At 42.7% G+C, this 22,775-nt stretch carries 22 protein-coding genes; 18 read left to right on the top strand and 4 right to left on the bottom strand.

Annotated features, from left to right (window positions below):
* Positions 1-6: 6 nt before the first annotated feature.
* From nth to DWY07_RS06515, 4 genes are all read left to right on the top strand, one after another.
* Positions 7-651 (top strand): endonuclease III, encoded by a 645-nt coding sequence (gene nth / locus DWY07_RS06500; RefSeq protein ID WP_117822512.1) that lies wholly within the window; start codon positions 7-9, stop codon positions 649-651.
* A 298-nt stretch (positions 652-949) separates the two neighbouring features.
* On the top strand, positions 950-1,894 hold the full coding sequence (locus tag DWY07_RS06505; protein WP_117822513.1) for an AIR synthase family protein: 945 nt from the start codon (positions 950-952) through the stop codon (positions 1,892-1,894).
* An 18-nt stretch (positions 1,895-1,912) separates the two neighbouring features.
* Positions 1,913-2,404, top strand: a complete 492-nt coding sequence (gene trmL / locus DWY07_RS06510) for a tRNA (uridine(34)/cytosine(34)/5-carboxymethylaminomethyluridine(34)-2'-O)-methyltransferase TrmL (protein WP_117808535.1) — start codon at positions 1,913-1,915, stop codon at positions 2,402-2,404.
* 12 nt (positions 2,405-2,416) lie between these two features.
* Positions 2,417-3,493 carry a WYL domain-containing protein gene (locus tag DWY07_RS06515; RefSeq protein ID WP_226801096.1) on the top strand — a complete coding sequence of 359 codons (1,077 nt, stop codon included), beginning with the start codon at positions 2,417-2,419 and terminating at the stop codon, positions 3,491-3,493.
* Positions 3,494-3,752: 259 nt separating this feature from the next.
* Here the strand turns inward: DWY07_RS06515 and DWY07_RS06520 are convergent, their stop codons facing one another.
* The 3 genes from DWY07_RS06520 to DWY07_RS06530 are packed head-to-tail and all read right to left on the bottom strand — an operon-like array spanning position 3,753 to position 8,375.
* Complete coding sequence (locus DWY07_RS06520; RefSeq protein ID WP_117822514.1) at positions 3,753-5,255, bottom strand: HAMP domain-containing sensor histidine kinase; 1,503 nt, start codon at positions 5,253-5,255, stop codon at positions 3,753-3,755.
* Between the two features lie 2 nt (positions 5,256-5,257).
* Complete coding sequence (locus DWY07_RS06525; RefSeq protein WP_117808537.1) at positions 5,258-5,974, bottom strand: response regulator transcription factor; 717 nt, start codon at positions 5,972-5,974, stop codon at positions 5,258-5,260.
* A gap of 25 nt (positions 5,975-5,999) precedes the next feature.
* Positions 6,000-8,375: an endonuclease MutS2 gene (locus DWY07_RS06530; RefSeq protein WP_117822515.1), complete on the bottom strand. Its 2,376-nt coding sequence runs from the start codon at positions 8,373-8,375 to the stop codon at positions 6,000-6,002.
* Between the two features lie 364 nt (positions 8,376-8,739).
* Here DWY07_RS06530 and DWY07_RS06540 point away from each other — a divergent pair, with 364 nt between their 5' ends.
* The 8 genes from DWY07_RS06540 to DWY07_RS06575 all read left to right on the top strand — a co-directional run bounded on the left by DWY07_RS06540 (position 8,740) and on the right by DWY07_RS06575 (position 18,332).
* Positions 8,740-9,171: a protease complex subunit PrcB family protein gene (locus DWY07_RS06540; RefSeq protein ID WP_117822516.1), complete on the top strand. Its 432-nt coding sequence runs from the start codon at positions 8,740-8,742 to the stop codon at positions 9,169-9,171.
* 21 nt (positions 9,172-9,192) lie between these two features.
* Positions 9,193-10,746, top strand: a complete 1,554-nt coding sequence (locus tag DWY07_RS06545) for an SPOCS domain-containing protein (protein WP_021944124.1) — start codon at positions 9,193-9,195, stop codon at positions 10,744-10,746.
* A 332-nt stretch (positions 10,747-11,078) separates the two neighbouring features.
* The gene (locus DWY07_RS06550; protein WP_117822517.1) at positions 11,079-11,561 is read left to right on the top strand and encodes an NAD(P)H-dependent oxidoreductase subunit E; all 483 of its coding nucleotides are present in this window, start codon (positions 11,079-11,081) and stop codon (positions 11,559-11,561) included.
* Positions 11,562-11,610: 49 nt separating this feature from the next.
* The gene (locus tag DWY07_RS06555; RefSeq protein ID WP_242997321.1) at positions 11,611-13,452 is read left to right on the top strand and encodes an NADH-quinone oxidoreductase subunit NuoF; all 1,842 of its coding nucleotides are present in this window, start codon (positions 11,611-11,613) and stop codon (positions 13,450-13,452) included.
* A 14-nt stretch (positions 13,453-13,466) separates the two neighbouring features.
* Entirely contained in the window at positions 13,467-15,152 is a 1,686-nt protein-coding gene (locus DWY07_RS06560) for a [FeFe] hydrogenase, group A (protein ID WP_117822519.1), read from the top strand.
* 212 nt (positions 15,153-15,364) lie between these two features.
* On the top strand, positions 15,365-15,646 hold the full coding sequence (locus DWY07_RS06565; protein ID WP_117822520.1) for a nucleotidyltransferase domain-containing protein: 282 nt from the start codon (positions 15,365-15,367) through the stop codon (positions 15,644-15,646).
* On the top strand, positions 15,627-16,058 hold the full coding sequence (locus DWY07_RS06570; RefSeq protein ID WP_117822521.1) for an HI0074 family nucleotidyltransferase substrate-binding subunit: 432 nt from the start codon (positions 15,627-15,629) through the stop codon (positions 16,056-16,058). Before DWY07_RS06565 ends, DWY07_RS06570 begins: the two co-directional genes overlap by 20 nt.
* Positions 16,059-16,367: 309 nt before the next feature.
* Positions 16,368-18,332 (top strand): leucine-rich repeat protein, encoded by a 1,965-nt coding sequence (locus DWY07_RS06575; protein WP_117822522.1) that lies wholly within the window; start codon positions 16,368-16,370, stop codon positions 18,330-18,332.
* Between the two features lie 122 nt (positions 18,333-18,454).
* On the opposite strand, the gene DWY07_RS06580 is transcribed toward DWY07_RS06575, so the two are convergent.
* On the bottom strand, positions 18,455-19,027 hold the full coding sequence (locus tag DWY07_RS06580) for a biotin transporter BioY (RefSeq protein WP_117822523.1): 573 nt from the start codon (positions 19,025-19,027) through the stop codon (positions 18,455-18,457).
* Between the two features lie 316 nt (positions 19,028-19,343).
* Here DWY07_RS06580 and DWY07_RS06585 point away from each other — a divergent pair, with 316 nt between their 5' ends.
* From DWY07_RS06585 to DWY07_RS06605, 6 genes are all read left to right on the top strand, one after another.
* A complete protein-coding gene (locus tag DWY07_RS06585; RefSeq protein WP_117822524.1) occupies positions 19,344-20,168 on the top strand; it encodes a nitrilase-related carbon-nitrogen hydrolase in 825 nt (274 codons plus the stop codon).
* Positions 20,169-20,392: 224 nt separating this feature from the next.
* Complete coding sequence (locus tag DWY07_RS06590; protein ID WP_021944029.1) at positions 20,393-20,677, top strand: helix-turn-helix domain-containing protein; 285 nt, start codon at positions 20,393-20,395, stop codon at positions 20,675-20,677.
* On the top strand, positions 20,658-20,927 hold the full coding sequence (locus DWY07_RS13580; protein WP_347465277.1) for a HipA N-terminal domain-containing protein: 270 nt from the start codon (positions 20,658-20,660) through the stop codon (positions 20,925-20,927). The genes DWY07_RS06590 and DWY07_RS13580 overlap by 20 nt, the downstream gene beginning before the upstream one ends.
* Positions 20,884-21,516: a HipA domain-containing protein gene (locus tag DWY07_RS06595; protein ID WP_347465279.1), complete on the top strand. Its 633-nt coding sequence runs from the start codon at positions 20,884-20,886 to the stop codon at positions 21,514-21,516. The genes DWY07_RS13580 and DWY07_RS06595 overlap by 44 nt, the downstream gene beginning before the upstream one ends.
* Positions 21,517-21,576: 60 nt before the next feature.
* Positions 21,577-21,993 carry an HIT family protein gene (locus DWY07_RS06600; protein WP_021944027.1) on the top strand — a complete coding sequence of 139 codons (417 nt, stop codon included), beginning with the start codon at positions 21,577-21,579 and terminating at the stop codon, positions 21,991-21,993.
* A 7-nt stretch (positions 21,994-22,000) separates the two neighbouring features.
* The gene (locus DWY07_RS06605) at positions 22,001-22,747 is read left to right on the top strand and encodes a TraX family protein (RefSeq protein ID WP_117822525.1); all 747 of its coding nucleotides are present in this window, start codon (positions 22,001-22,003) and stop codon (positions 22,745-22,747) included.
* The last annotated feature ends 28 nt before the right edge of the window (positions 22,748-22,775 follow it).

Consider the following 22,775-nt stretch of genomic DNA (forward strand, 5'->3'; position numbering starts at 1 on the left):
TGCAATATGACAAAAAAAGAAAAGCAGCAGGTCGCGGAGATCTGCCGGATCTTGAATGAGACATATGGAACAGATTACAAGTGTTATCTGAATCATGAAAATGCATGGCAGCTTCTGATCGCAACGATGCTGTCGGCACAATGTACAGATGCCAGAGTAAACATTGTAACAAAAGATCTGTTCGTGAAATATCCTACCTTGCAGGCATTCGCCGATGCAGATATCAAGGAATTGGAAAAGGATATTTACTCGACCGGATTTTATAAGAATAAAGCGAAGAATATAATTGGCTGTGCAAAGAAGCTCATCAGTGAATATGGCGGAGAAGTGCCGAGTGATATCGAGAGCCTGACGAAATTAGACGGTGTTGGAAGAAAAACCGCAAATGTGATCCGTGGCAATATCTACCACGAGCCAAGTATCGTCGTTGATACACATGTAAAACGTATTTCCAGGCTGCTTGGGCTGACAGATAGTGATGATCCGGTGAAGATCGAGCATGAGCTTATGGAAAAGCTTCCAAAGGAACAGTGGATCTTATATAATATTCAGATCATTACACTTGGAAGAACGATCTGTATCGCCAGACGACCAAAATGTGCCGAATGCGCGCTGAACCATGTATGTCCATCGGCAAATGTAACGGAATAAGCAGTTGGCAGAATCTGGCACAAATGCTAAATTGCTATAAAATAATGCTATTATATCTGGACAAAGTGAAAATTCAGCGTTAATCTATACATGATGTCGCTGCATAAGACGGGAAAAGGTCTGATGTGGGGCGGATAATATCAGAAAATTATAAGTTTAAAATATAAAGGAGAAATGGGAAATGATCAATTTAAGCAGTTCAAAGGGTAAAAAGGTAGCATCTGCAATTATAGTTGGAATCCTGGTAGCAGCTATGGTAATCGGTATGCTTGCATATGCATTCTAAAAGGTATCAGGGATGAATAAAGAAAAGTTTCGATTTATACAGCAGAAGCGGTCAATCTTAAGATCGTTGAATAAACAGGAACATTCTGACGTAACACAAGCCGGCATAGGAGATGACTATAGCCGGCTTGTGTTGTTGGATAGTGAGCTTGCAGTAACGGAAGGACTCTGCCTTGCAAATGCACTGGGTACGGTGACTTCGGATGTTATCAAACAATATAATAAATTACGGCTTGGCGGGTATCAGCCATTTGCACTTACAGATACGGTTATGATGCCGGAAAATGATGAGAAGCGTATGAAAAAAATTCTGCGGGAGCTTTCTGATCTTGCGAAGGAGCTTCACATGGATGTTGTGTATGGAGATACCGCGATCAGCGGGATATTCAAGGAGCCTGCGGTAACTGTAACGATGTATGGACGAAAGATATCGCAGGGCGAGAAAAATGCAAAGATCAAGCCGGATATGGATATCGTTATGTGCGGACAGACCGGCATCCTTGGAACCCTGCTTCGGGTAAGGGAAAGAAAAGAAGAGCTTCTGACCAGATATTCTGAGGAATATCTTCGCACAGCAGAGCAATTTGACCGGTTATTACTTATGAAGAATCAGGGAGGTATTGCGATGGCATGTGGCAGTATATATGCACGCCACATCTCAACAGAAGGAGTATATGGCGCATTATGGGAACTGGCAGAGGCTGGAAATGTCGGGCTTCGGATCAGCCATGACCATATACCGATCATGCAGGAAACCATTGAGATCTGTGAATTTACCGGGGATGATCCATACCGGATCGATGGATGTGGAGCAGCGTTATTTGTCACAGCAGATGGTGGAATGTTAAGTAATCGTCTGTATGAAGCCGGATTTGAGGCTGCTGTGATCGGCAGAACAACAACCGGACATGACCGCGTGATCATCCATGACGGAGAGGAAAGCTTTTTGACACCATAAGAGCGAAGGGAGAAAAACATGTTAAATATCGTACTTCATGAGCCGGAGATGCCGGCAAATACAGGAAATATAGGACGTACCTGTGTGGCAGCAGGTGCAAGACTTCATTTGATCGAGCCTCTGGGCTTTCAGATCAACGAGAAGCAGTTAAAGCGTGCGGGTTTGGATTATTGGGACAAATTAGATGTAACGATCTATGATGATTTCAATGATTTCCTTGAAAAGAATCCGGGCGCAAAGATCTATATGGCAACGACCAAATCCAAACAGAAATATACAGATGTAAACTATGAGGAAGATGCCTATATCATGTTTGGAAAAGAGAGCGCAGGAATTCCGGAGGAGATTCTGTTAGACTATAAGGAAACAGCAGTCAGGATTCCGATGTTCCCGGAGATCCGTTCCCTGAATCTGGCAAATTCTGTAGCAATCGTGTTATATGAGGCACTCAGACAGCAGGGCTTCCCAGAGCTTGAGACGAAGGGACAGCTTCACCATTATGAGTGGTAAAAAGGAGTATTTATGAGTACATACATGGTAGATGGAAAGAAAATGATGAATATCTGTATCCTTGAGATTCTTCGGAAATATACGGATTCCGAACATACAATGGATCAGAAGGATATCATAAAGAAGCTGGAAACCGAATATGGAATGAAGGTTGACCGGAAATCCGTCAAGAGCAATCTGATGAATCTGGTGGATTTTGGTTATAATCTGGAATGTACGGAGATTGAACGTGAAAATAAAAACGGAGAGGCCGAGATCCTGACAAAGGACTGGTATTACAATCATGAATTTGATGATGCTGAGCTTAGAATGTTGATCGACAGTATTTTATTTTCAAAGACGATACCGAGAAATCAGGCACAGGAGCTGATCGAGAAGATCAAGGGGCTTTCGAATGTGTATTTCAGTGCGAAGGTACAGCATGTGTGCAATCTGCCGGGGTTATCACATACCGATAACCGTCAGACCATGTTAAATGTTGAGATGATCGATGATGCGATCAGTGAGGGCAAGAAGGTTGCATTTCTCTATAACACCTATGGTATCGATAAACAGCTTCATCCAAGAAAGGATACGAAGTATATCGTAAATCCATATCAGATGGTTGCAAATGAGGGCAAATATTATCTGATCTGCAATTATGATAAATATGACAATCTGTCGAATTACCGGATCGATCGTATGACGGAGATTGAGATATTAGATGAAAAGGTCAAGGATAAAAGTCTGGTAAAAGGGATGGAGCATGGACTGAATCTGCCACAGCATATGGCGGAACATCTCTACATGTTCAGTGATCCCGCAGCTACGATTGTATTAAAGGTTCAGAAAGGGAATATGGGTGATATTGTAGACTGGTTTGATAAGAACTTTGAAGTGTTGTCACCAAAATTTGTTCAGAACAATTATCCAGATAACTTTAATCCTGAGACAGATGCCAATAAGGCGTTTATCCGTGTGACCTGCAGCCAGAATGCCATGTTTCACTGGGCGATGCAGTACGGAACCAGCGTAGAGGTCATAGAGCCTGCAGATCTCCGCGAGCGTATCCGTGATGCTGTAAATGAGATGGCAGAACGATATAAATAATGCCTCCTATTAATGGAGACATTTTGAGTAAGACATAAAATAAAGCCCCACCCGCTCTTGCCTCTATGATGGATAGGAGTTGAAACATCAGTGGAACTTTCGTTATGAGGTTTGCACTAGCTGTCAGCATCAAGCCCTTGTTTGAGCCTTATAAGGCGAGTTTGGGCGACTGCTGACAAATCAGCGTGCGAACCGAATAGAAAGTGTAGCGAGTTTCAACTCCTATCCATCATAGAGGCAAGAGCGGGTGGGGCTTTTGTTAGTTCTTCTTAATACGGAACTTTCCGTTGGAGATATATTGTGTATCTTCTTCCTTCTTCACATGCACGGCTTTGATCGGAACCTGCATTTCCTTCTGCATAGGGAGAGAGAAAATGAATTCACTTCCTTCGCCGACCTTACTGTTGAGGGTGATATTCTCACCATGCGCCTTGATGATCTCTTTTGTGATGGCAAGTCCGAGACCGGTTCCGGTCTTATCCTTTCCGCGGCTTGGATCCGTTTTATAGAAACGGTCAAATACTTTCTTGATCGATTCCGGTGGAATTCCGACACCTTCATCCTTGACACTGACAAAGATTTTATCGGATTTTTCTGTGACCTGAACTGTAATCTGTCTGCCTTCCGGGGTGAATTTGATCGCATTGTCAACCAGATTGTAGATAACCTGCTGGATTCTTGTACGATCTGCGTAGACAATGGTATTGTCGGTATGGAAGATTGCATGCAGATAAATGCCTTTGTCCTGACAACGACCTTCAAAGGTGTTGATCGTAGGAAGGATAATGCTCTTGATATCAAAATTCGACTTATCAAGCTGAAGGTCAAAGGAGTCGAAGTTGTTTAGTTCCAGAAGTCCCTGTGTCAGCTTGGTCAGACGTTTTGTCTCATTTAATACGATCTGTAGATATTTCTCATGCTTATCCGGTGGAATTGTTCCATCGATCATGGCTTCAATATATCCTTTGATCGAGGTCAGAGGAGAACGGAAGTCGTGGGATATATTGGAAATGAAAGACTTTCGGTATTCATTGGAACGACTCAGCTCGTCTGCCATTTCCTCCATATATCGTGCAAGTTCACCAAATTCGTTATCGGTATGCACATCAATTCGCGCATTGAAATTTCCGGCGGCATACTGCTTGGAGGTTGCAATGATTTCACGGATTGGTTTTAATGTACTGTTCGTGATCAGCATTAAGGCGATCAGAGACAACACCACAATGACCAGAAATGGCATATAGGTGGATGCAAATGTTTTCTGCGCAATATCCTTGATAAACTGCAGTGACAAGTGAATGGACAGCAGTCCTGCATAGGATTTATCCTGATAAACAGGGGTACTGAGGCTTAAGGTTTTGGCTGAAAAGCAGCCGTTCAGCGTACCGGTTTTTACTGTCTGGGAATATATATCCGTCCGGTCATAAAAATCAGTGATCATCATATCTTTTGCAGCAGGACTTTCACTGTTTGAACAGTATATGATCTCGCCATTTGCAGTAGAAAGCCAGATCTCTGCGTTCATATCAGCAGCATGTTCATCCAGCTTCTGATAAAACGTATCCTTATCGATCAGGCCGTTCATATAATCCGTTACGGTGGTGCTGATGATAAGCTTGGATTCTGTTTTCAGATTTTGTTCTGTGTTGCTTAGCAGCTTTGACTGTGTCATATTGACGGTATACAGAGCAAGTACACTGAAGATTACAATGACCAGCAGGACAAAGCCGACAACAATCTTATCAAAAATCGTTTTTTTCATGGTCATTTAACCTCAAATTTGTAACCGATTCCCCATACTGTAAAAATGGACCAGTTATATTTATCGGTCAGTTTTTCGCGCAGACGTTTGATGTGTACATCAACGGTACGGGTGTCACCGACATATTCGTAGCCCCATAATTTGTCCAGAAGCTGTTCTCTGGTAAATACCTGATTTGGACGGCTTGCAAGGAAATACAGCAGTTCCAGTTCTTTTGGCGGCATTTCCAGATTTTTGCCCTCTAATGTAACGGTATAATTTGAAATATTAACGACCAGATTATCATACTCGACATAGGTGCCGATATGATCGGCATTTGTCGGATTATAGTTCTGGAAATTATCCGTCCGTGAGTTGCAGCGGCGAAGCAATGCACCGACACGGGCAACCAGTTCGTTGGAATCAAAGGGTTTTACGATGTAATCATCGGCACCGATCTTAAGTCCGAGCACCTTGTCAAATACCTCACCTTTTGCGGATAACATGATGATCGGTACATTGGACTGCTTTCTGATTTCCGTACATACCTGATAGCCGTCCATGCCCGGAAGCATGACATCTAATAGGATGAGATTTGGCATAAATTCGACAAATGCCTCCAAGGCAGAAGCTCCGTCTGCGGCAATCTGTGTTTCATAACATTCTTTATTCAGATAAAGGGAGATCAGTTCGGCGATGTTTTCGTCATCGTCAACGATCAATATTTTTTCTTTGTCCATATAGTTCTCCTTGTTGTTGTGTATTTTATAACTCTACAATCGTAACGCCGGCTTCGCCCTCCCCGTACTCACCCAGACGGAAGGATTTGACGTATGACTGCTTGCGCAGATAGTCATGGATGCCTTTCCGGAGTGCTCCGGTGCCTTTTCCATGGATGATCCTTACCTTGTGCAGGTGCGCCATCATGGCATCATCGAGATAACGGTCAACCAAAGAGGTAGCTTCGGCTACAGTCATGCCGAGTACATTGATCTCCGGCTGGATGTTTAGAGCCTTGCTCATTCCACGTTTATTATTGATCGATACCTGAGCGTTGTTCTGCTTTGGTGTCTCGATGATCACAAGATCAGAAGCAGGAAGCAGAGAGCTTAAGATGCCCATCTGAACCTTGATATTTCCCTTCGAATCAGCAGGAGCAGTAACCGTTCCTGTTGTATCCATGCTGATAACATGCACGGTGTCTCCGGCCTTGAAATCCTTTGCCGTATGATGGGAGGTCATGGATTTGCGTTTTTCCGGCGTCATCTTCCGGTAATCGTCCATCTTGGTACGGAGCTTTTTTCGCTCATTCTCCATAGTGCTCGCATCTGCTTTATGAGGATTTGTTGTCCATTTATTATATTTTTTAATGGCTGAATCCGCCATTTCCTTTGCTTCTTCCAGAATATCCGCCGCTTCTTCTCTTGCATCTGCAAGAATCTGAGCCTTCTTGGCAGAGAGTTCGTCATCCTTTGCTTTTGCCCGTTCCTGAAGCTGTCTGGCTTCTTCCTTAAACTGCGCAATCTCCGCTTTGTCCCGTTCAATCTCTTTTCGGCTGTTTTCCAGGTCGGATAGCAGTGTTTCGAAATCAACCTTGTTGCTGTCGATATTTGTCTTTGCCCGTTCGATGATATCGTCGGATAAGCCTAATTTCTTAGATATTGCAAATGCATTTGATTTGCCGGGAATACCGATGATGAGCCGGTAGGTCGGCATCAATGTCGCTACATCGAATTCACAGCTTGCATTCTGAACGCCCGGAGTCGACATGGCAAATAATTTCAGTTCACTGTAGTGCGTGGTAGCCATGCAGCGGATGCCCTGATCGTTTAAGCTGCTTAAGATCGCGATCGCAAGTGCTGCACCCTCGACCGGATCGGTTCCACCGCCAAGCTCATCGAAAAGGCACAGCGTGTTTGGTGTCACATGGTTCATGATATATACGACATTGCTCATATGGGAGGAGAAGGTCGAGAGACTCTGCTCGATGCTCTGTTCATCTCCGATATCGGCAAATACATCATCAAATACATTCAGTCTGGAACCATCCAGTGCCGGAATATGAAGTCCGGACTGTCCCATCAGAGTAAACAGACCCAGTGTTTTTAAGGATACGGTCTTACCACCGGTATTTGGACCGGTAATAATCAGCAGGTTGTAGTCCTCACCCAGTTTGATGTCGACCGGAACAACGGTATGTTTGTCTAAAAGTGGATGGCGTCCCTGCTTGATATCCACGATGCCGTCCGTATTAAAGATCGGTTCGGTTCCCTTATAGGATCTTGCAAAATTCGCTCTAGCAAATATAAAGTCCAGATCGGTCAACGTCTCAAAGTCAAATTTTATATTTTCGTATTCAGATGCTGCCTGCGCTGACAGGCTTTCCAGAATCTTTTCGATTTCTGCCAGCTCCTGATTATCCAGCTCTTTTAACTGGTTGTTCAGATTAACTACCGCCAGAGGTTCGATAAATACAGTATTTCCACTGGAAGACTGGTCATGGATCATGCCCGGAAAGCTGTTCTTATATTCCTGCTTGACCGGGATACAGTATCTTCCGTTACGCATCGTGATCAGATTATCCTGAAACATCGTCTGCTTGCTCTGGTCAGTTACAAGTTTGTTCAACTGGTTATGTAACTTTTCATTTGTCAGTTTTTTGTTCCGTCTGACTGCCTTCAGACCGGACGAGGCATCGTCTGCGATCTCGGATTCTGACAGGATACAGCGGTGGATCTCCTGACTTAAATGTTCCAGCGGAACAAGCTCCATGAAGCGGGAGTAGAGGCTGTCATGTGCCTTTTCCTCGTTGTCATCGCCGCTGCCATATTGTCTGGCGGATAATGCCATATCAAGGACACTTCCGATATCTAACAGTTCCTTGATGCCAAGTGCTCCTTGTACCTCCAGTCGCTTGATCGAAGCGCCGATATCCCGGAGACCGGCAAATGACAGATTGCCCTGTGTATTCAGCCGGATCAGAGCATCTCTTGTTTCCTGCTGTAAGGTCTGGATCAGAGCCGGATCCTTGCGGGGCTTCAGGCGTTCACATTTTCGTTTTGCCATCGGGGATGCCGCGTAGGAGGTCAGCATTTCTACAATTTTATTATATTCTAAAAGTCTTAAAGTCCTTAAATTCATATCGTTTTCTCCATCTTAAATGCACAAATACGCATACACAATCCATTATAAACAGTTTGCCTGTGGCTGTCCAGTGTGGGTTGGCGCCGGAAACCTATATGTTGTTTCAACTTATATGTTATACTTGCCGGACAAGAAGAAACTAGAAGAATTTATGTTAAAAGAGATAGAAGAAATGGGAATGTAGAGATAAGCACCTTAGCTAATGATCGTTAAGGTGCTTTTTGTATGTCCTTAAAAAAGGAGAAAGCTCCGGCAAAATTTCCATGCATAGACTTGCAAAGCAGGACATATAAATAATGGTATAGAGATTGACAAGGGTAAAGATAGAGCCGAAAAAAGACATTGGGAAGGGAGCGGTGAGATGAGAGGACAAAGATGGCTGCGTATTCTGGCAGGGCTGTTGACTGTGGTGGTCGGGCTGAGTTTGTTTGCCGGATGCAGTTTTTATAAGGTGAAAGAAGATGGTGAAGCACTGACTTACGATATCTGTGACGACACCATGCTGCCGGAGGAGTTGTTGAGCGTCATTAACAGCAAGAAAGAAGAACCGTTTAATCTGACATACTCAAACAACACTTACACATATATCGTGATCTGCAGTGGCAGGCAGAATCGGGATGATGTTGGCGTGGTTGTAGATAAGATGTATATGGATGAAAATGCTATTTACATCGAATCGGTTCTCAGGCAGACGGCGACACCATCAGATGCAGTAAGTAAGGATACGGTATCGTATCCATATATAGTTCTTCGGATCGCACGGACAACGACACCGGTTGTATTTAAAAATTAGAAAATAGTATGGGGGTATCATATGGAACTTGTAAAAAATAAACTCAGTACAACGATTTTAAAGACTTCTAAGTATTCGCAGTTTACGATCAATGATGATTTTAATGTACCGGATGCAAAAGACGATATGGAACGGATCATTGCAAGTACAGGAAATGTCCTGCTGGATGATGTAGAGACATTGGAAAATAAGGTGCGGATATCAGGAACAGTTGTATTTAAAGTCCTGTATCAGACAGTTGGTGAAGATGTTCGGTTTGAAACCTATGAGGGTGATGTTCCATTTGAGGAATCCATCAATATGGATGGCATACTTGCCGGTGATAAGGTCGATGTCAGCTGCGTGCTGGAAGATCTGTACATAACCATGATCAATTCAAGAAAATTTGAAGTTCGCGGTCTGGTTGGCATGAAACTGTGGGCTATGGATTCCGTAGAGCTGTCCGGGGCAACCGGATTGTTAAACGGATCGGGAATCGAATGCAGGAATGAGCAGATTCCATTTACAAATAATGTGGCATCTGTAAAAGATATATTGAAGGTAAAAGAAGATTTCGAGATCGCTGCCAATAAACCAAACATCGGTCGGGTGCTTTGGAGCCGGGTGTCCTTCTATGGCATCGAGACAAAGGTTGTAGATGGGGGAATAAATATGAAAGGACAGATGGACCTGTTTGTAATCTATCTGGCGGAGGAGCCCGGCGTACCGATGCAGTATCTGAATGAGAGCCGGGAATTTGAAGGTCTGATCCCTTGCGAAGAAGCAAATGAAGGAATGATCCTGGATGACCGCATCACGATGGGAAAAGGAGAAGTCAGTGTGCGTGCTGACAATGACGGAGAAGACCGTGTGCTTCAGGTTGAATATAATCTCCATACAGATATGAAGATTTACGAAGATATGGAGCTTTCTATCATCGGGGATATGTTCTCTCCGTCGGCAAATGTAGAAACGATCTGTGAACAGTTTCCATTTGAGAATCTTCAGATAAAAAATAATGCCAAGACAAAAGTCGTACATAAAGAGCGAATCAAGAGCAGCTTCCCGAAGATCCTGCAGATCGTATATGCAACCGGAACGGTTGAGATCGATGAGGTAAAAGCAGGAGAGGACAGCATTGATATATCAGGTGCGGTAAAAGCTGAAATACTCTATGTATCAGCAGAGGATAGCAAGCCGTTACAGCAGATTGAAACGGCGATACCATTCAATTATCAGGTGGAATCCGTACCATTTGTCAATCAGGATTCGATCCGCATCAATCCATCCGTTGATCAGATTACAGCCCAGATGCTGAATTCCGATGAGGTGGAGATCAAGGCGGTGATCAATATGAATGTTACGGTATTTGCACCGGGTTCTGTGGATGTCATTACCGATATGAATATTCTGCCGATCGACTGGAATAAGAAGGCAGCCATGCCGGGTATGGTTGGATATGTTGTAAAAGAAGGCGACAGCATCTGGTCTATTGCCAAAGAATATTTTTCCAGCCTGGATTCCATCCGAACCATCAACCATCTGGAAAGCGACGAGGTAACACCGGGTGAGAAATTATTAATTGTAAAATGTTAGCAATATAAAAATCCCTGCCCGTTTCCGGCACGATGGTGGGTAGTGTTTTCAACATCAGTGGAACTTTCGTTATGAGATTCATGCTAACTGTCAGCATCAAGCCCATGTCTGAGCCTGATAAGGCAAGTTTGGGCGACTGCTGACAAATAGTTGCATGAAGCGAATAGAAAGTGCAACGAGTTGAAACACTACCCACCATCGTGCCGGAGACGGGCGGGGGTTTATTTTTCAATCCAAAATCTTCGTGCAAATCCTATTGAAAAATGTTATCATCTGTATATGAGGTATTGATAAAAATTCCCAACAATGGGGCAAAGCACGGAGGGTAATACATGCTGGAACAATCTTACTACGATGAGGCTGATAAGATTATTGCTGCATATGGGACAGAGCCAAGATTTCTGATCCCGATCATTCAGGATATTCAGAGTGAATATAAGTATCTTCCGCCGGAATTATTACGATATGTGGCGGACAAACTGAATATCGCAGAGGCAAAAGCTTACAGCGTAGCAACATTCTATGAGAACTTTTCATTTGATGCAAAAGGAAAGTTCATTCTTAAGGTGTGCGATGGAACCGCATGCCATGTCAGAAAATCCATGGATATCTTAAATCAATTGTATAAAGAACTTGGATTGTCAAAAGAGAAACACACAACAGATGATATGATGTTCACATTAGAGACAGTATCATGTCTTGGCGCATGCGGACTCGCACCGGTCATGACGGTAAACGATGTTGTTCATCCGGCTATGACACCGGAGAAGGTAACTGCATTGATAGCAGAATTGAAGGAGGGTGCGGATGAATAGAATAACAAATGTATCAGAGCTTGACGCAGCAGTAAAACAGGCAGAAGAGATGCTGCATGCGGATTCGCACAGGATCCTTGTCTGTGCAGGAACCGGATGTCTGGCGGGTGGCTCTCAGAAAATATACGACCGGTTCTGCGAGATGGCGAAGCAGTCGGAGGGCGTGAAGGTAGAATTTGTCCCGGAGGCGGAGGATACAGTTATAAAAGAATCCTGTCATGTCGGCGTGAAGAAAAGCGGCTGTCATGGATTTTGCGAGATGGGGCCGCTTGTGCGAATCGAGCCATATAATTATATCTACATAAAAGTAAAGGAAGAAGATTGCGAGGAGATCTTCAACGAGACGATCCTGCACGGAAGACCGGTAGAGCGTCTGATGTATCACAAGGATGGTGTTGTCTACAGACAGCAGGAAGAAATTCCATTTTATAAGAAACAGACCAGACTGGTACTGAAAAACTGTGGACATATCGATGCAGAAAATATCAATGAATATCTTGCGGTCGGTGGATATCAAGCACTTCGTAAGGTGTTATTTACCATGGAGCCTTCGGAAGTTATTCAGGTCATCAGTGACTCCAATCTGCGTGGACGTGGAGGCGGTGGTTTCCCGACCGGATACAAATGGCAGCAGGTTGCCAGACAGGCGGAGAAGATCCGATATGTTGTCTGCAATGGTGATGAGGGAGATCCGGGTGCGTTCATGGATCGAAGCGTGATGGAAGGCGATCCGCATAAGATGTTAGAGGGTATGATCATTGCTGCATATGCGGTTGGTGCGCAGGAGGGATATGTCTATGTAAGAGCAGAATATCCGCTGGCAGTCAGCCGTTTGAAGACTGCGATCGCACAGGCAGAGGAAGCGGGATTTCTTGGTGAGAATATCTTAGGCTCCGGTTTCTCTTTCCATATACATATCAATCGTGGTGCGGGAGCATTTGTCTGCGGAGAGGGAAGTGCGCTCACGGCATCGATCGAGGGACAGCGCGGAATGCCGAGAACCAAGCCGCCGAGAACGGTAGAGCAGGGCTTATTTGCCAAGCCGACAGTTCTGAATAATGTAGAAACCTATGCAAATGTGTCCATGATCATTTTAAATGGTGCAGACTGGTACAAGTCGATCGGACCGGAGAAAAGTCCGGGAACCAAGGCATTTGCATTGACCGGAAGTGTAAAGAATACGGGACTGATCGAGGTACCGATGGGAACAAAGCTGCGTGAGATCGTGTATGATATCGGCGGTGGTTTAAAGGATGATATCCCGTTAAAGGCAGTTCAGATCGGTGGACCATCCGGTGGCTGTCTGGTGACGGATGATCTGGAGGTCAGTCTGGATTTTGATTCATTAAAGAGCAAAGGAGCGATGATCGGTTCGGGTGGTCTGGTTGTTATGGATGAGAATACCTGTCTGGTTGAGGTAGCCCGTTTCTTTATGAACTTTACACAGAACGAGAGCTGCGGCAAATGCGTTCCATGCCGTGAAGGAACCAAGCGGATGCTTGAGATCCTGGAGCGGATCGTTGCCGGAAATGGTACGTTAGAGGATCTGGATCTGTTAGAGGAACTGGGACAGGCGATCACCGACACAGCCCTTTGTGGACTTGGTAAGAGCGCAGCCCTTCCGGTACTTAGTACGCTGAAGAATTTCCGTCAGGAATACATCGAGCATGTGGTTGACAAACGATGCAGAACTGGAAACTGTAAAGCACTGGTTCGCTATAAGATCAATCCGGAAGCATGTAAGGGCTGTTCCAAATGTGCGAGAAACTGTCCGGTCGGTGCGATCACAGGCGAGATCCGGAAACCATTTGTCATTGATACAGCCAAATGTATCAAGTGTGGTGCATGTATCGATAATTGTGCGTTCCATGCAGTATATACAGAGAATTAAGGAGGGAGACGAACATGGATTATATTACGATCAATTCAATCAAAGTGCCGATCGAGGGCGAGAAGAATGTTCTGTCTCTGATCCGAAAGGCAGGGATCGACATCCCGACATTCTGTTATCATTCAGAATTATCCATCTATGGCGCATGTCGTATGTGCGTGGTAGAAGATGACAGAGGAAAAATATTTGCAGCATGCTCCGAGACACCGAGAGCGGGCATGGTGATCTATACGAATACAAAGAAAGTGCAGCAGTACAGAAAGCTTATTATCGAGCTGTTGTTATCCTCTCATTGCAGAGACTGTACGACCTGTCAGAAGAATGGCATGTGTGCGCTCCAGTCACTTGCCTATAAGGTTGGTGTGCATGCGGTTCGTTTCCTGAATAATAAAAAAGAAGAAAAGATCGATATGAGTTCACCGTCTATCGTCCGGGATCCAAATAAATGTATCCTATGCGGTGACTGTGTGCGTACCTGCGATGAGATTCAGGGGCTTGGTGTTATCGATTTTGCATTCCGTGGTTCGAAAATGAAGGTACAGCCGGCATTTGACAAGCCGCTTGCAGAGACAGACTGTGTAGGATGCGGACAATGTGCAGTTGTCTGCCCGACCGCAGCAATCTCGATCCGTACCAATGTAACCGATATCTGGGATGCGATCGAAGATCCGTCCATCCGGGTGGTTGCACAGATCGCACCGGCAGTCCGCGTGGCAGTTGGAGATAACTTCGGTATACCAAAGGGCGAGAACTGTTTTGGTAAGCTGGTATCAGCACTTCGTATCATGGGCTTTGACATGGTATTTGACACAAGCTTTGGTGCCGATCTTACGGTTATGGAGGAATCCAAAGAATTTGTGGCGCGTCTTGCATCGGATGAGAAGCTTCCGTTATTCACATCCTGCTGTCCGGGATGGGTCAAATATTGTGAAGAAAAATATCCGGAATTTGCAGATAATCTGTCAACCTGCCGTTCTCCACAAGGAATGTTCTCAGCAGTGATCAAGGATTATTTTGCGGAGAAAGATAAAGAAGATGGTAAGAGAACGATGGTTGTATCGATCATGCCTTGTACAGCAAAGAAGGGAGAGATCCTCCGACCGGATAATTTCACGGATGGCAGACAGGATACCGATTATGTCATCACAACGACAGAGGTTGTGCGGATGATTAAGCAGATGGGACTGCAGTTTACCGAACTGGAAAATGAATCCGCAGATGCACCATTTTCGGTGGCTTCCGGTGCAGGCAAGATCTTCGGAACGACAGGTGGTGTAACGGAAGCGGTGCTCCGTCGTCTTGCGGAGGACAAATCCTATAACACGATCCGTGAGATCAGTTATACAGGTGTCCGGGGATTTGAAGGAACGAAGGAAGCAACGATCGAGTTAGATGGCAGAGAAGTGAAGATTGCAGTTGTACATGGTCTTGCAAATTCAGGACGGTTGCTTGACCGTATCCGATCCGGCGAAGCAAGCTATGATTTCGTTGAGGTTATGGCGTGCAGACGTGGATGTATCATGGGTGGCGGTCAGCCATCCGGCGCAGGCCCAAGAACCAGACGGAGCCGTATGGAAGGTATGTACAATGCAGACGCAAGCTCCAATGTCCGTTTCTCCGAGGAAAACCCGGCAGTCCGCCAGTTGTACGATCATTTCCTTGCCGGAAAAGAACATCGTCTGCTGCACCGGAATCTGTAAGCTTAATATTAAGATAAAATGGGTATATCTTCCATAATAAGGTAGATATATCCATTTTTTATTTCCTACTTTGTTACATGCATGATATAATGAATGCAAAATTATTTGCTCGCAAGGATGCTGATTTTGCAGAATGCATTGAGTGAGCTATGCTCACGAAATAATGAGTGCAAAATCGCTTGCTTGCAATGCCATGGTTTGGAGAGAATGATATGAATGTGATGCCGGTTGAACGGATTATTGAAAAAGTAACAGAAATTTGCAAAAAAAATAATATAGAGCATTTAAAATTGTTTGGCTCTTTTGCCACAGGAACAGCAACGGAGTATAGCGATATTGATTTTGTTGTGTATGGATGCCCGGATATACTGAAATTGGAACGGGATATGGAGGATGTAGAAACGCTTCGGAAGATAGACATATTTGATTATGACTCAATAAGGAATAAGCAATTATTGGAGGATATAGATTTATATGGAAAACAAATTTATTAACAGATATCGTACATTTTGTAATTGCCTGAACAATCTGAAAAAAAGTCAAAATGCAGATCCGGAACAGGATTTCGTACTGGAGGGAACGATTCAGAACTTCAATCTTACGTTTGATATTTCATGGAAAGTAATGAAAGATATTCTGGTGAAGAAACTTGAAATTACGAATTTTGCACTTGGCTCACCACGGGAAGTTTTACAAACAGCATTTACGAACCGCTTGATAGATGATGATCGCTGGCTTGAGATGTTGAAAATAAGGAATCAGCTTGCACATGATTATGATGGATCTTTGGCGGAAAATGTATTCCAGAAGATTGTTGAAACGTATATTATTTTATTTGAAAGATTCAGAGATGAAAATAAAAAATTCTATGAAAACTGGGATATGGATGAAATGCATTTTGAGTAAACATGTCATATAGAATCACATATAGAATCTACGTTTTTAACAATTGTCATTCACCATTTGGTGTGCTACACTTAATTCGTAAATTTTTTGCGAAAGGGATTGACAAAGGATGCAGAAAGGAAAGGGCTTAAGCACAGCACAGCACAGCACAGCACAGCACGCTTAAATAGCGCTTTTTTGCATACCGTAAATTATAGAACTGCAGTTGAGAAGACCTGGAACAGGATAATGGAAGATTATCCTGTTTCGGGTCTTTTTTGCGCTTGTGTCAACCCGGAGTAAAAAGAAGGAATTGGAAGGAGAGACAATATGAGAAACAAAAAACAAATGAACAAATTGGCTTTGCAGACAAAATTAAAACGTCTGCTGATTGCCGGAGGACTGGCAGCATTAGTAGCAGTACCACTGTTATTGGGAAATCCAGGAATGAGGAAAGTTGATGCAGCACAGGGGGATGTGAAGATCAATTCAACGAATTTCCCGGATGAAGGATTTCGGAAATATATTTCTGAGAATATCGATCTGAATGAGGATGGTGTATTGTCAAAGTCAGAGATTAAGAGCGTAAAGACAATATGTCTGAGTTATACGAGTAAAGAATATGGCTATACATGTAAAAGTCTGACCGGTATCAATATATTTACAGAGTTACAAACATTGGAGTGCGCTGGTAATGAACTGACGAAGCTGGATGTTAGCAAGAACTCCAAATTGGAATATTTGTCTTGTAGGTATAACGAATTGACAAAGCTGGATGTCAGCAAAAATACGAAGTTAGTAAAATTAGATTGCGACGGCAATGAACTGACGAAGCTGGATGTCAGCAAAAATACAAAGTTAGTAGAATTAGATTGCGGCGGCAATGAATTGACAAAGCTGAATGTCAGCAAAAATACGAAGTTAGTAAAATTAGATTGCGGCAGCAATAAACTGACAAAGCTGGATGTCAGCAAAAATACAAAACTGGAATTCGTAGAATGTGGTCGTAACGGCATAAAAGAATTGAATGTATCCAAATTAACGAAATTAAAAGAACTGAGTTGTTGTGATAATAAACTGACAAAGTTAGATGTCAGCAAAAATGTAAAACTGGAGATATTAGCTTGTGACAGCAATAACTTAACTGGGCTGGATCTCCGTAAGAATACAAAATTGGTAGGGTTGTTTTGCGACGAAAACAAATTGACAAAGCTCGATCTTACAAAAAATACAAAACTTCATGATCTGTGGTGTAGGAGTAATAAACTTACAAAGCTCGATCTTACAAAAAATACAAAACTTCATACTCTGTGGTGTAGGAGTAATAAACTTACGAAGCTTGATGTTACCAAGAATCTTGATCTTGTAGACTTGAATTGCGAGACCAATAAACTAACAAAATTGAATGTTGATAAAAACGAAAAACTTGTATGTTTGGTCTGTTCTGATAATAAGCTGACTCAGTTGCATCTTACAAATAATAAACAGCTTGTAAAGCTGGAATGTGCAAAGAATCAGTTGACCCAGTTGGATACCAGTCATAATAATGCCTTAGTATGGGTAAAGTGTACAAATAACAGGTTAACGAAACTGGATTTTAGTGCAAGTCCTTTATGTGATTCTGTTGTTTGCTATGAGAATAAATTGACAGAAATTATCGTACCAAAGAATATGGAAAACGATAGAATTTACTATGATAAAAATTTGAAGGTATCCATAAAGAAGAAGACAAAACCAGTCAAAAATGGAGCCTATTTTGTTGAGGATACTTATAATTATCCATATTGTACCTTCCGTGTTACAAGTACAAAGGCCGGAAACCGGACAGTATCTCTTGGAGCATGGACCAATGGAGGTGCTTTCGGCACAAAAGTCTGGAAAAGCTATATGAAAGGAATAAAATATGGAAATCAGACTTATAAGCTGACTTCCATTGATTCCGGAGCATTTGCAGGTGCAACATTCTCTGAATATGATGGAAATAATAATATTGTGATGGGAGGAAGTATTAAAACAATTGGATCCAAGGCATTTGCCGGAACAAAAGTTTTAAAGACGATCACCCTTGGAACATCAGTTGAGAAAATTGGATCATATGCTTTTGCTAACAGCAGGGATTTAAAGGTTTTAAAGATCAAAACAACCAAGCTGACATCCAAAACGCTGAGCAAGAAAACCTTTGCCGGTATCACCTCAAAGACAACAGTCAAAGTACCAAAGAGCAAGCTTAGCGCATATAAGAAGCTTTTCCGTAAGTGCGGACTGAGCAAGAATGTAAAGGTTAAGGCAATCTAAAAAAGTCGGAAAGAGTAATATAATATATTTGTTGCAGAGGCAGCGGTTAAGTTATTATAAAATAAAAACAAGCAGGAAATCTTTTAAAGATTCCTGCTTGTTTTATAACTATATAATATTTTTTATGCTGCTTCTTTCTTTGCGTCTGTGTTTACATTTGCTTCCGGCATCAGCTTCTTGAATAATGGAACAATCTGTGCAGCAATGATAGCTTTTACAAGATCAAGTGGAATAAATGCAACAAAGCCTGAAAGGAAAGCGACTTTCCAGGTTAAGTTTCCGTTGAATTTCCACCATAACATACCGATGATGTCGATAAGTGCTGCTGTTAAAATGGCAACGATCGTATAACGGATACGATTGTATTTCTTACCCTTTGTCAGACCTGCAAAGATAGTAACGATGATAAATGAGAATGTATATCCACCGAATACTCCTGTCAGATAACCGATACCGGAGCCACCGCCGATAAATACCGGAACACCGACTGCACCGAGGATCATCCATAAGGCAACGATAATTGTTGAGTCGCGGACTTCAAATACCAGTGCAATGAGCATGATCATAAAGTTCAGTAACGTAATGTGTGCTGCATTTGGGAGTGGAGTTGGGATACTTAAATATGCAGATACGCATAAGATTGCTGCGAATACAGCCATCATTGTAATCTCCACGGTTGTGAATTTGTTTTTCATGTGTGTGTTCTCCTTGTTGAATAAATAATATAGGTACAATGGATGCCATCCCTCGATTGGATGAGGTTAAGGGGGATTGACAAAAATATGAAGCGGATAGCAGGGCTAAGCTATCCGCTTCCCGATAACAAATTGAATGTCAACTATTAAATGGCACCCACTGGATAACATTATAGATGGTATATTCTAAAATGTCAACCATAGAATAAACATTAAGGTTGACAATTGGAGCGGGAGGCTTAAGGGTTGAAAAAAAGCAGATATAAATATACTATATAAGAATATAATAAAGAAAAACAGGCAGGAGGCAGCGGCTATGCTTAGAGTTGGAGTTACAGAACTGAATATTGGATTTGAGAATAGGGAAGAAGCAAAGAAATGCTGCCTTGAAGTTATGGAAGAAGCAAGTGCAAATGGAGTAGAGCTTCTGGTATTTCCGGAGATGACACTGACAGGATTCACGATGCGGCCATGGTTGTATGCGGAAAGCTGGGATGCGGATAACATCCCGGACAGTGTTTCATTTTTTATGGAGAACAGCAGAAAATATAAGATGCCGATGGCATTTGGGTATATTCGTGCGGTTATGGCAGATGGTAGCCTGGTGAATGATGAAATGAAAGAAAAGGCTTACGAGAATCGGCTGGTGCTTGTGGATGGAGGAAATGTGTTGCTTGATTATGCGAAGATTCATCCATTTTCATATAGTGGTGAGGATAGGGTATATCGGGCAGGAGAAAAGCTTGCACAGGCACAGGTAAAGGATATTCGGATAGGTGGATATATCTGCTATGACCTTCGTTTCCCGGAGATTTTCTCTGCAATGAGAGATCAGTATGAAGTTATCATGGTGATCGCAAACTGGCCGGAAACGAGGGCGGAACAATGGGAAACACTCTTGAAGGCAAGGGCGATCGAGAATCAGGCATATGTGATCGCAGTCAACCGGGTTGGAGATGGAGATGGGTTTCACTATATTCCGGGCTCTCATGTATATGACTGGCTTGGGCGGGATGTATCAGTTCGGGTTAGTGAGAAGCTGCGTGTCGCAGATATTGATCCCGGGGCAGTCAGACATGCAAGAACAGAATTTCCACAGACAAATGACAGAAAGAATACATTTTATAAGATGCTTTATTAATGAAATGTGCTTATAGACAGTTGGATCGGCATGAAAAATACATGATATGTTTCGTTTTTATTCGACTGGTTATAAGTACATTTCATTTTTTGAATAAAGATAAATTGAAAGTGATAAGATAATAGTATATAATAAATATGGATAATATATTATCAATTATAATAAAAATGACGGATATATAGATAAAATATTATCTATATAAATAATTTGCGGGGTAAAGATACATGGAACCTTTTGTATGGGAGACACCGGATGAATTAGATAAGAAATTGGCAGAAAGAGTTCGCAATATACGAAAGCGTAGATCGTTGTCACAGCAGCAGTTAGCGGAACAAAGTGGCGTAAGCTATGGATCAATCAAACGATTTGAGCAAACCGGACAGATCTCTCTGTTGGGATTGACGCGGATTGCGGTTGCACTGGATATAGCAGATGAGCTTCGGGAATTGTTTACACGGGTTCCGTACAAGGATATTCAGGAGGTTATGAATGAGACAAATAGAAGATAGGATGCTTCAGGTTTGCTATGAGGATCGTTTGGTGGGAACGATGGTGTTAACAGCAGACCGAAAAGCTGCTTTTGAATATAGTGATGAATGGCTGGAAGATGGATTTTCAATCAGCCCTTTTTCGCTGCCGCTGAAAAAGCAGGTATTTGTGCTGAAAAAAGATTATTTCGGCGGGCTGTTTGGAATATTTGCAGATAGTCTTCCAGATGCGTGGGGAAGATTGGATCATAAAATTTCCAGCACATGTTGACAGGGCAGATATTGGACAAATGGAATATGATTATTCGGTCTGTGCAAAAAAATGTGGAATCGTTATGAGTGAGACAAGGTTGTTTCCATCGCAGCGACATGCAGGATACTTTGGAACCCGGAGATTTAATAGAAAAACGGATGGGAGCAAGGTTCATATGGCAACGGCGGCAGCGTTGTTAGAACTTGATTTTAACCAGCCAAGTCTGGACTACCATGACCTGATGAAATTAACAAGAATAATGACGCGAGATAATAAAATGGATGTTGAAAATATGTTTCGCAGAATGTGTTTTAATGTATTTGCACATAACAGGGATGATCATTCAAAGAATTTTTCGTTTGTATATGATACTGAATCAGAAACATGGAGATTGAGTCCGGCATATGATCTGACGTATAGCACAACCTATTATGGTGAGCATACAACATCTGTTGATGGAAATGGACAAGATCCGGAAGAAACGGAGCTTTTGACAGTAGGAGTGCAGGCAGGAATGAAGAAAAAACAATGTCAGGAGATTATAAACGAAATCAAACAACGGGTTGAGGAAGATCTGAAGGCTTATGCAACCTTCCAAACCACATAAAGCTTGTAAAATATCACATAATGGAGTAAAATGGAAAAAGCAATTAAGGAGGAAACTTTTATGGGTAAGGACGATTGCATTTTTTGCAAGATTGCAAATGGTGAGATACCATCAGCAACAGTTTATGAAGACAGCATATGTAGAGTAATACTTGATGTAAATCCTGCAAATAAAGGTCATGCTTTAATTATACCAAAAGAACATTATGATGATATATATAGCATGGACGCGGATACTGCTTCAAAGATCTTTACGATTGCGACAGAGGTTGCCAAGGCTCAGAAAGCGGAATTAAATCCTGACGGACTGAACATTATTCAGAACAATGGCGCTGCTGCAGGACAGACAGTATTCCATTTTCACATGCATCTTGTGCCAAGATTCATTAAGGATACGGTTACAGTTACATGGGTTCCGGGTCAGTCAGACAATGAGGAACTGGATCGGTTGTCAAAGGCACTTCGTAAGAGAATTTAAGGAAAACATGGATAAAAGGACAGAGACAGGGATAACTTCAAATCAGTTAAAGCTTCTGGCATGCATATTTATGTTATGTGACCATGTAGGACTTGTTCTAATGAATAATAACTGGATAATGCGGGCTGTAGGACGGCTCGCATTTCCTATATTCGCATTCCTGTTGGTAGAAGGGTACAGGCATACGTCGGATATCAGAAAATATTTTATCCGGCTTTTTTTGTTTGCGCTGATTTCGGAAGTTCCATTTGATCTGGCATCGACCGGACAGGTATTTGATCTGCAGAAGCAGAATATTTTCTTTACACTTGCGGCGGGGCTGGTTGTGCTTTATCTTGGAAAAGTCGCAAAATGGAATCAGATGGGCGCAGTCATCGGAATTGTTGTCATTATGGTAGTTTCAGAGGCTCTGCATTTTGATTATGGAATGGCGGGCATTCTTCTGATCGTATTAATTTATTATTCGGCCAAGGATGACACGGCGGAACAAGTATTCAGAAATGCCGGTCTTGTGACCGGACATTATCCGTTTGGCTGGAAGCTGCGTCAGAATATGGGGTTTGCAATCGTATCGGCAGTGCTGTATTTCCTGTTTTACGGAATAAGGCAGCTCTATGCAGTTTTGGCAATCCTGCCGATCAGTCTGTACAACGGAGAGTATGGTCGGAAGAATAAAGTTCTTAAATATACATTTTATGTGTTCTATCCGGCACATTTGCTCATCTTATACCTGCTCAGCAAGGCGGTTTTATAGGATAGCTTTAATGATTTTTTGTCGCAAA

The organism is Clostridium sp. AF23-6LB (assembly GCF_003461085.1).
Classification (GTDB): Bacteria; Bacillota; Clostridia; order Lachnospirales; family Lachnospiraceae; genus Coprococcus; species Coprococcus ammoniilyticus.

Bases quoted from the DNA above. Each gene is read 5' to 3' on its own strand.
- DWY07_RS06575 (WP_117822522.1), top strand. From the start codon at position 16,368: ATGAGAAACAAAAAACAAATGAACAAATTGGCTTTGCAGACAAAATTA.
- DWY07_RS06605 (WP_117822525.1), top strand. From the start codon at position 22,001: ATGGATAAAAGGACAGAGACAGGGATAACTTCAAATCAGTTAAAGCTT.
- DWY07_RS06515 (WP_226801096.1), top strand. From the start codon at position 2,417: ATGAGTACATACATGGTAGATGGAAAGAAAATGATGAATATCTGTATC.
- DWY07_RS13580 (WP_347465277.1), top strand. From the start codon at position 20,658: ATGAGACAAATAGAAGATAGGATGCTTCAGGTTTGCTATGAGGATCGT.
- trmL (WP_117808535.1), top strand. From the start codon at position 1,913: ATGTTAAATATCGTACTTCATGAGCCGGAGATGCCGGCAAATACAGGA.
- DWY07_RS06560 (WP_117822519.1), top strand. From the start codon at position 13,467: ATGGATTATATTACGATCAATTCAATCAAAGTGCCGATCGAGGGCGAG.
- DWY07_RS06580 (WP_117822523.1), bottom strand. From the start codon at position 19,027: ATGAAAAACAAATTCACAACCGTGGAGATTACAATGATGGCTGTATTC.
- DWY07_RS06540 (WP_117822516.1), top strand. From the start codon at position 8,740: ATGAGAGGACAAAGATGGCTGCGTATTCTGGCAGGGCTGTTGACTGTG.
- DWY07_RS06595 (WP_347465279.1), top strand. From the start codon at position 20,884: ATGCGTGGGGAAGATTGGATCATAAAATTTCCAGCACATGTTGACAGG.
- DWY07_RS06545 (WP_021944124.1), top strand. From the start codon at position 9,193: ATGGAACTTGTAAAAAATAAACTCAGTACAACGATTTTAAAGACTTCT.
- DWY07_RS06505 (WP_117822513.1), top strand. From the start codon at position 950: ATGAATAAAGAAAAGTTTCGATTTATACAGCAGAAGCGGTCAATCTTA.
- DWY07_RS06590 (WP_021944029.1), top strand. From the start codon at position 20,393: ATGGAACCTTTTGTATGGGAGACACCGGATGAATTAGATAAGAAATTG.
- DWY07_RS06570 (WP_117822521.1), top strand. From the start codon at position 15,627: ATGGAAAACAAATTTATTAACAGATATCGTACATTTTGTAATTGCCTG.
- DWY07_RS06565 (WP_117822520.1), top strand. From the start codon at position 15,365: ATGAATGTGATGCCGGTTGAACGGATTATTGAAAAAGTAACAGAAATT.
- nth (WP_117822512.1), top strand. From the start codon at position 7: ATGACAAAAAAAGAAAAGCAGCAGGTCGCGGAGATCTGCCGGATCTTG.
- DWY07_RS06520 (WP_117822514.1), bottom strand. From the start codon at position 5,255: ATGAAAAAAACGATTTTTGATAAGATTGTTGTCGGCTTTGTCCTGCTG.
- DWY07_RS06530 (WP_117822515.1), bottom strand. From the start codon at position 8,375: ATGAATTTAAGGACTTTAAGACTTTTAGAATATAATAAAATTGTAGAA.
- DWY07_RS06600 (WP_021944027.1), top strand. From the start codon at position 21,577: ATGGGTAAGGACGATTGCATTTTTTGCAAGATTGCAAATGGTGAGATA.
- DWY07_RS06555 (WP_242997321.1), top strand. From the start codon at position 11,611: ATGCTGCATGCGGATTCGCACAGGATCCTTGTCTGTGCAGGAACCGGA.
- DWY07_RS06525 (WP_117808537.1), bottom strand. From the start codon at position 5,974: ATGGACAAAGAAAAAATATTGATCGTTGACGATGACGAAAACATCGCC.
- DWY07_RS06585 (WP_117822524.1), top strand. From the start codon at position 19,344: ATGCTTAGAGTTGGAGTTACAGAACTGAATATTGGATTTGAGAATAGG.
- DWY07_RS06550 (WP_117822517.1), top strand. From the start codon at position 11,079: ATGCTGGAACAATCTTACTACGATGAGGCTGATAAGATTATTGCTGCA.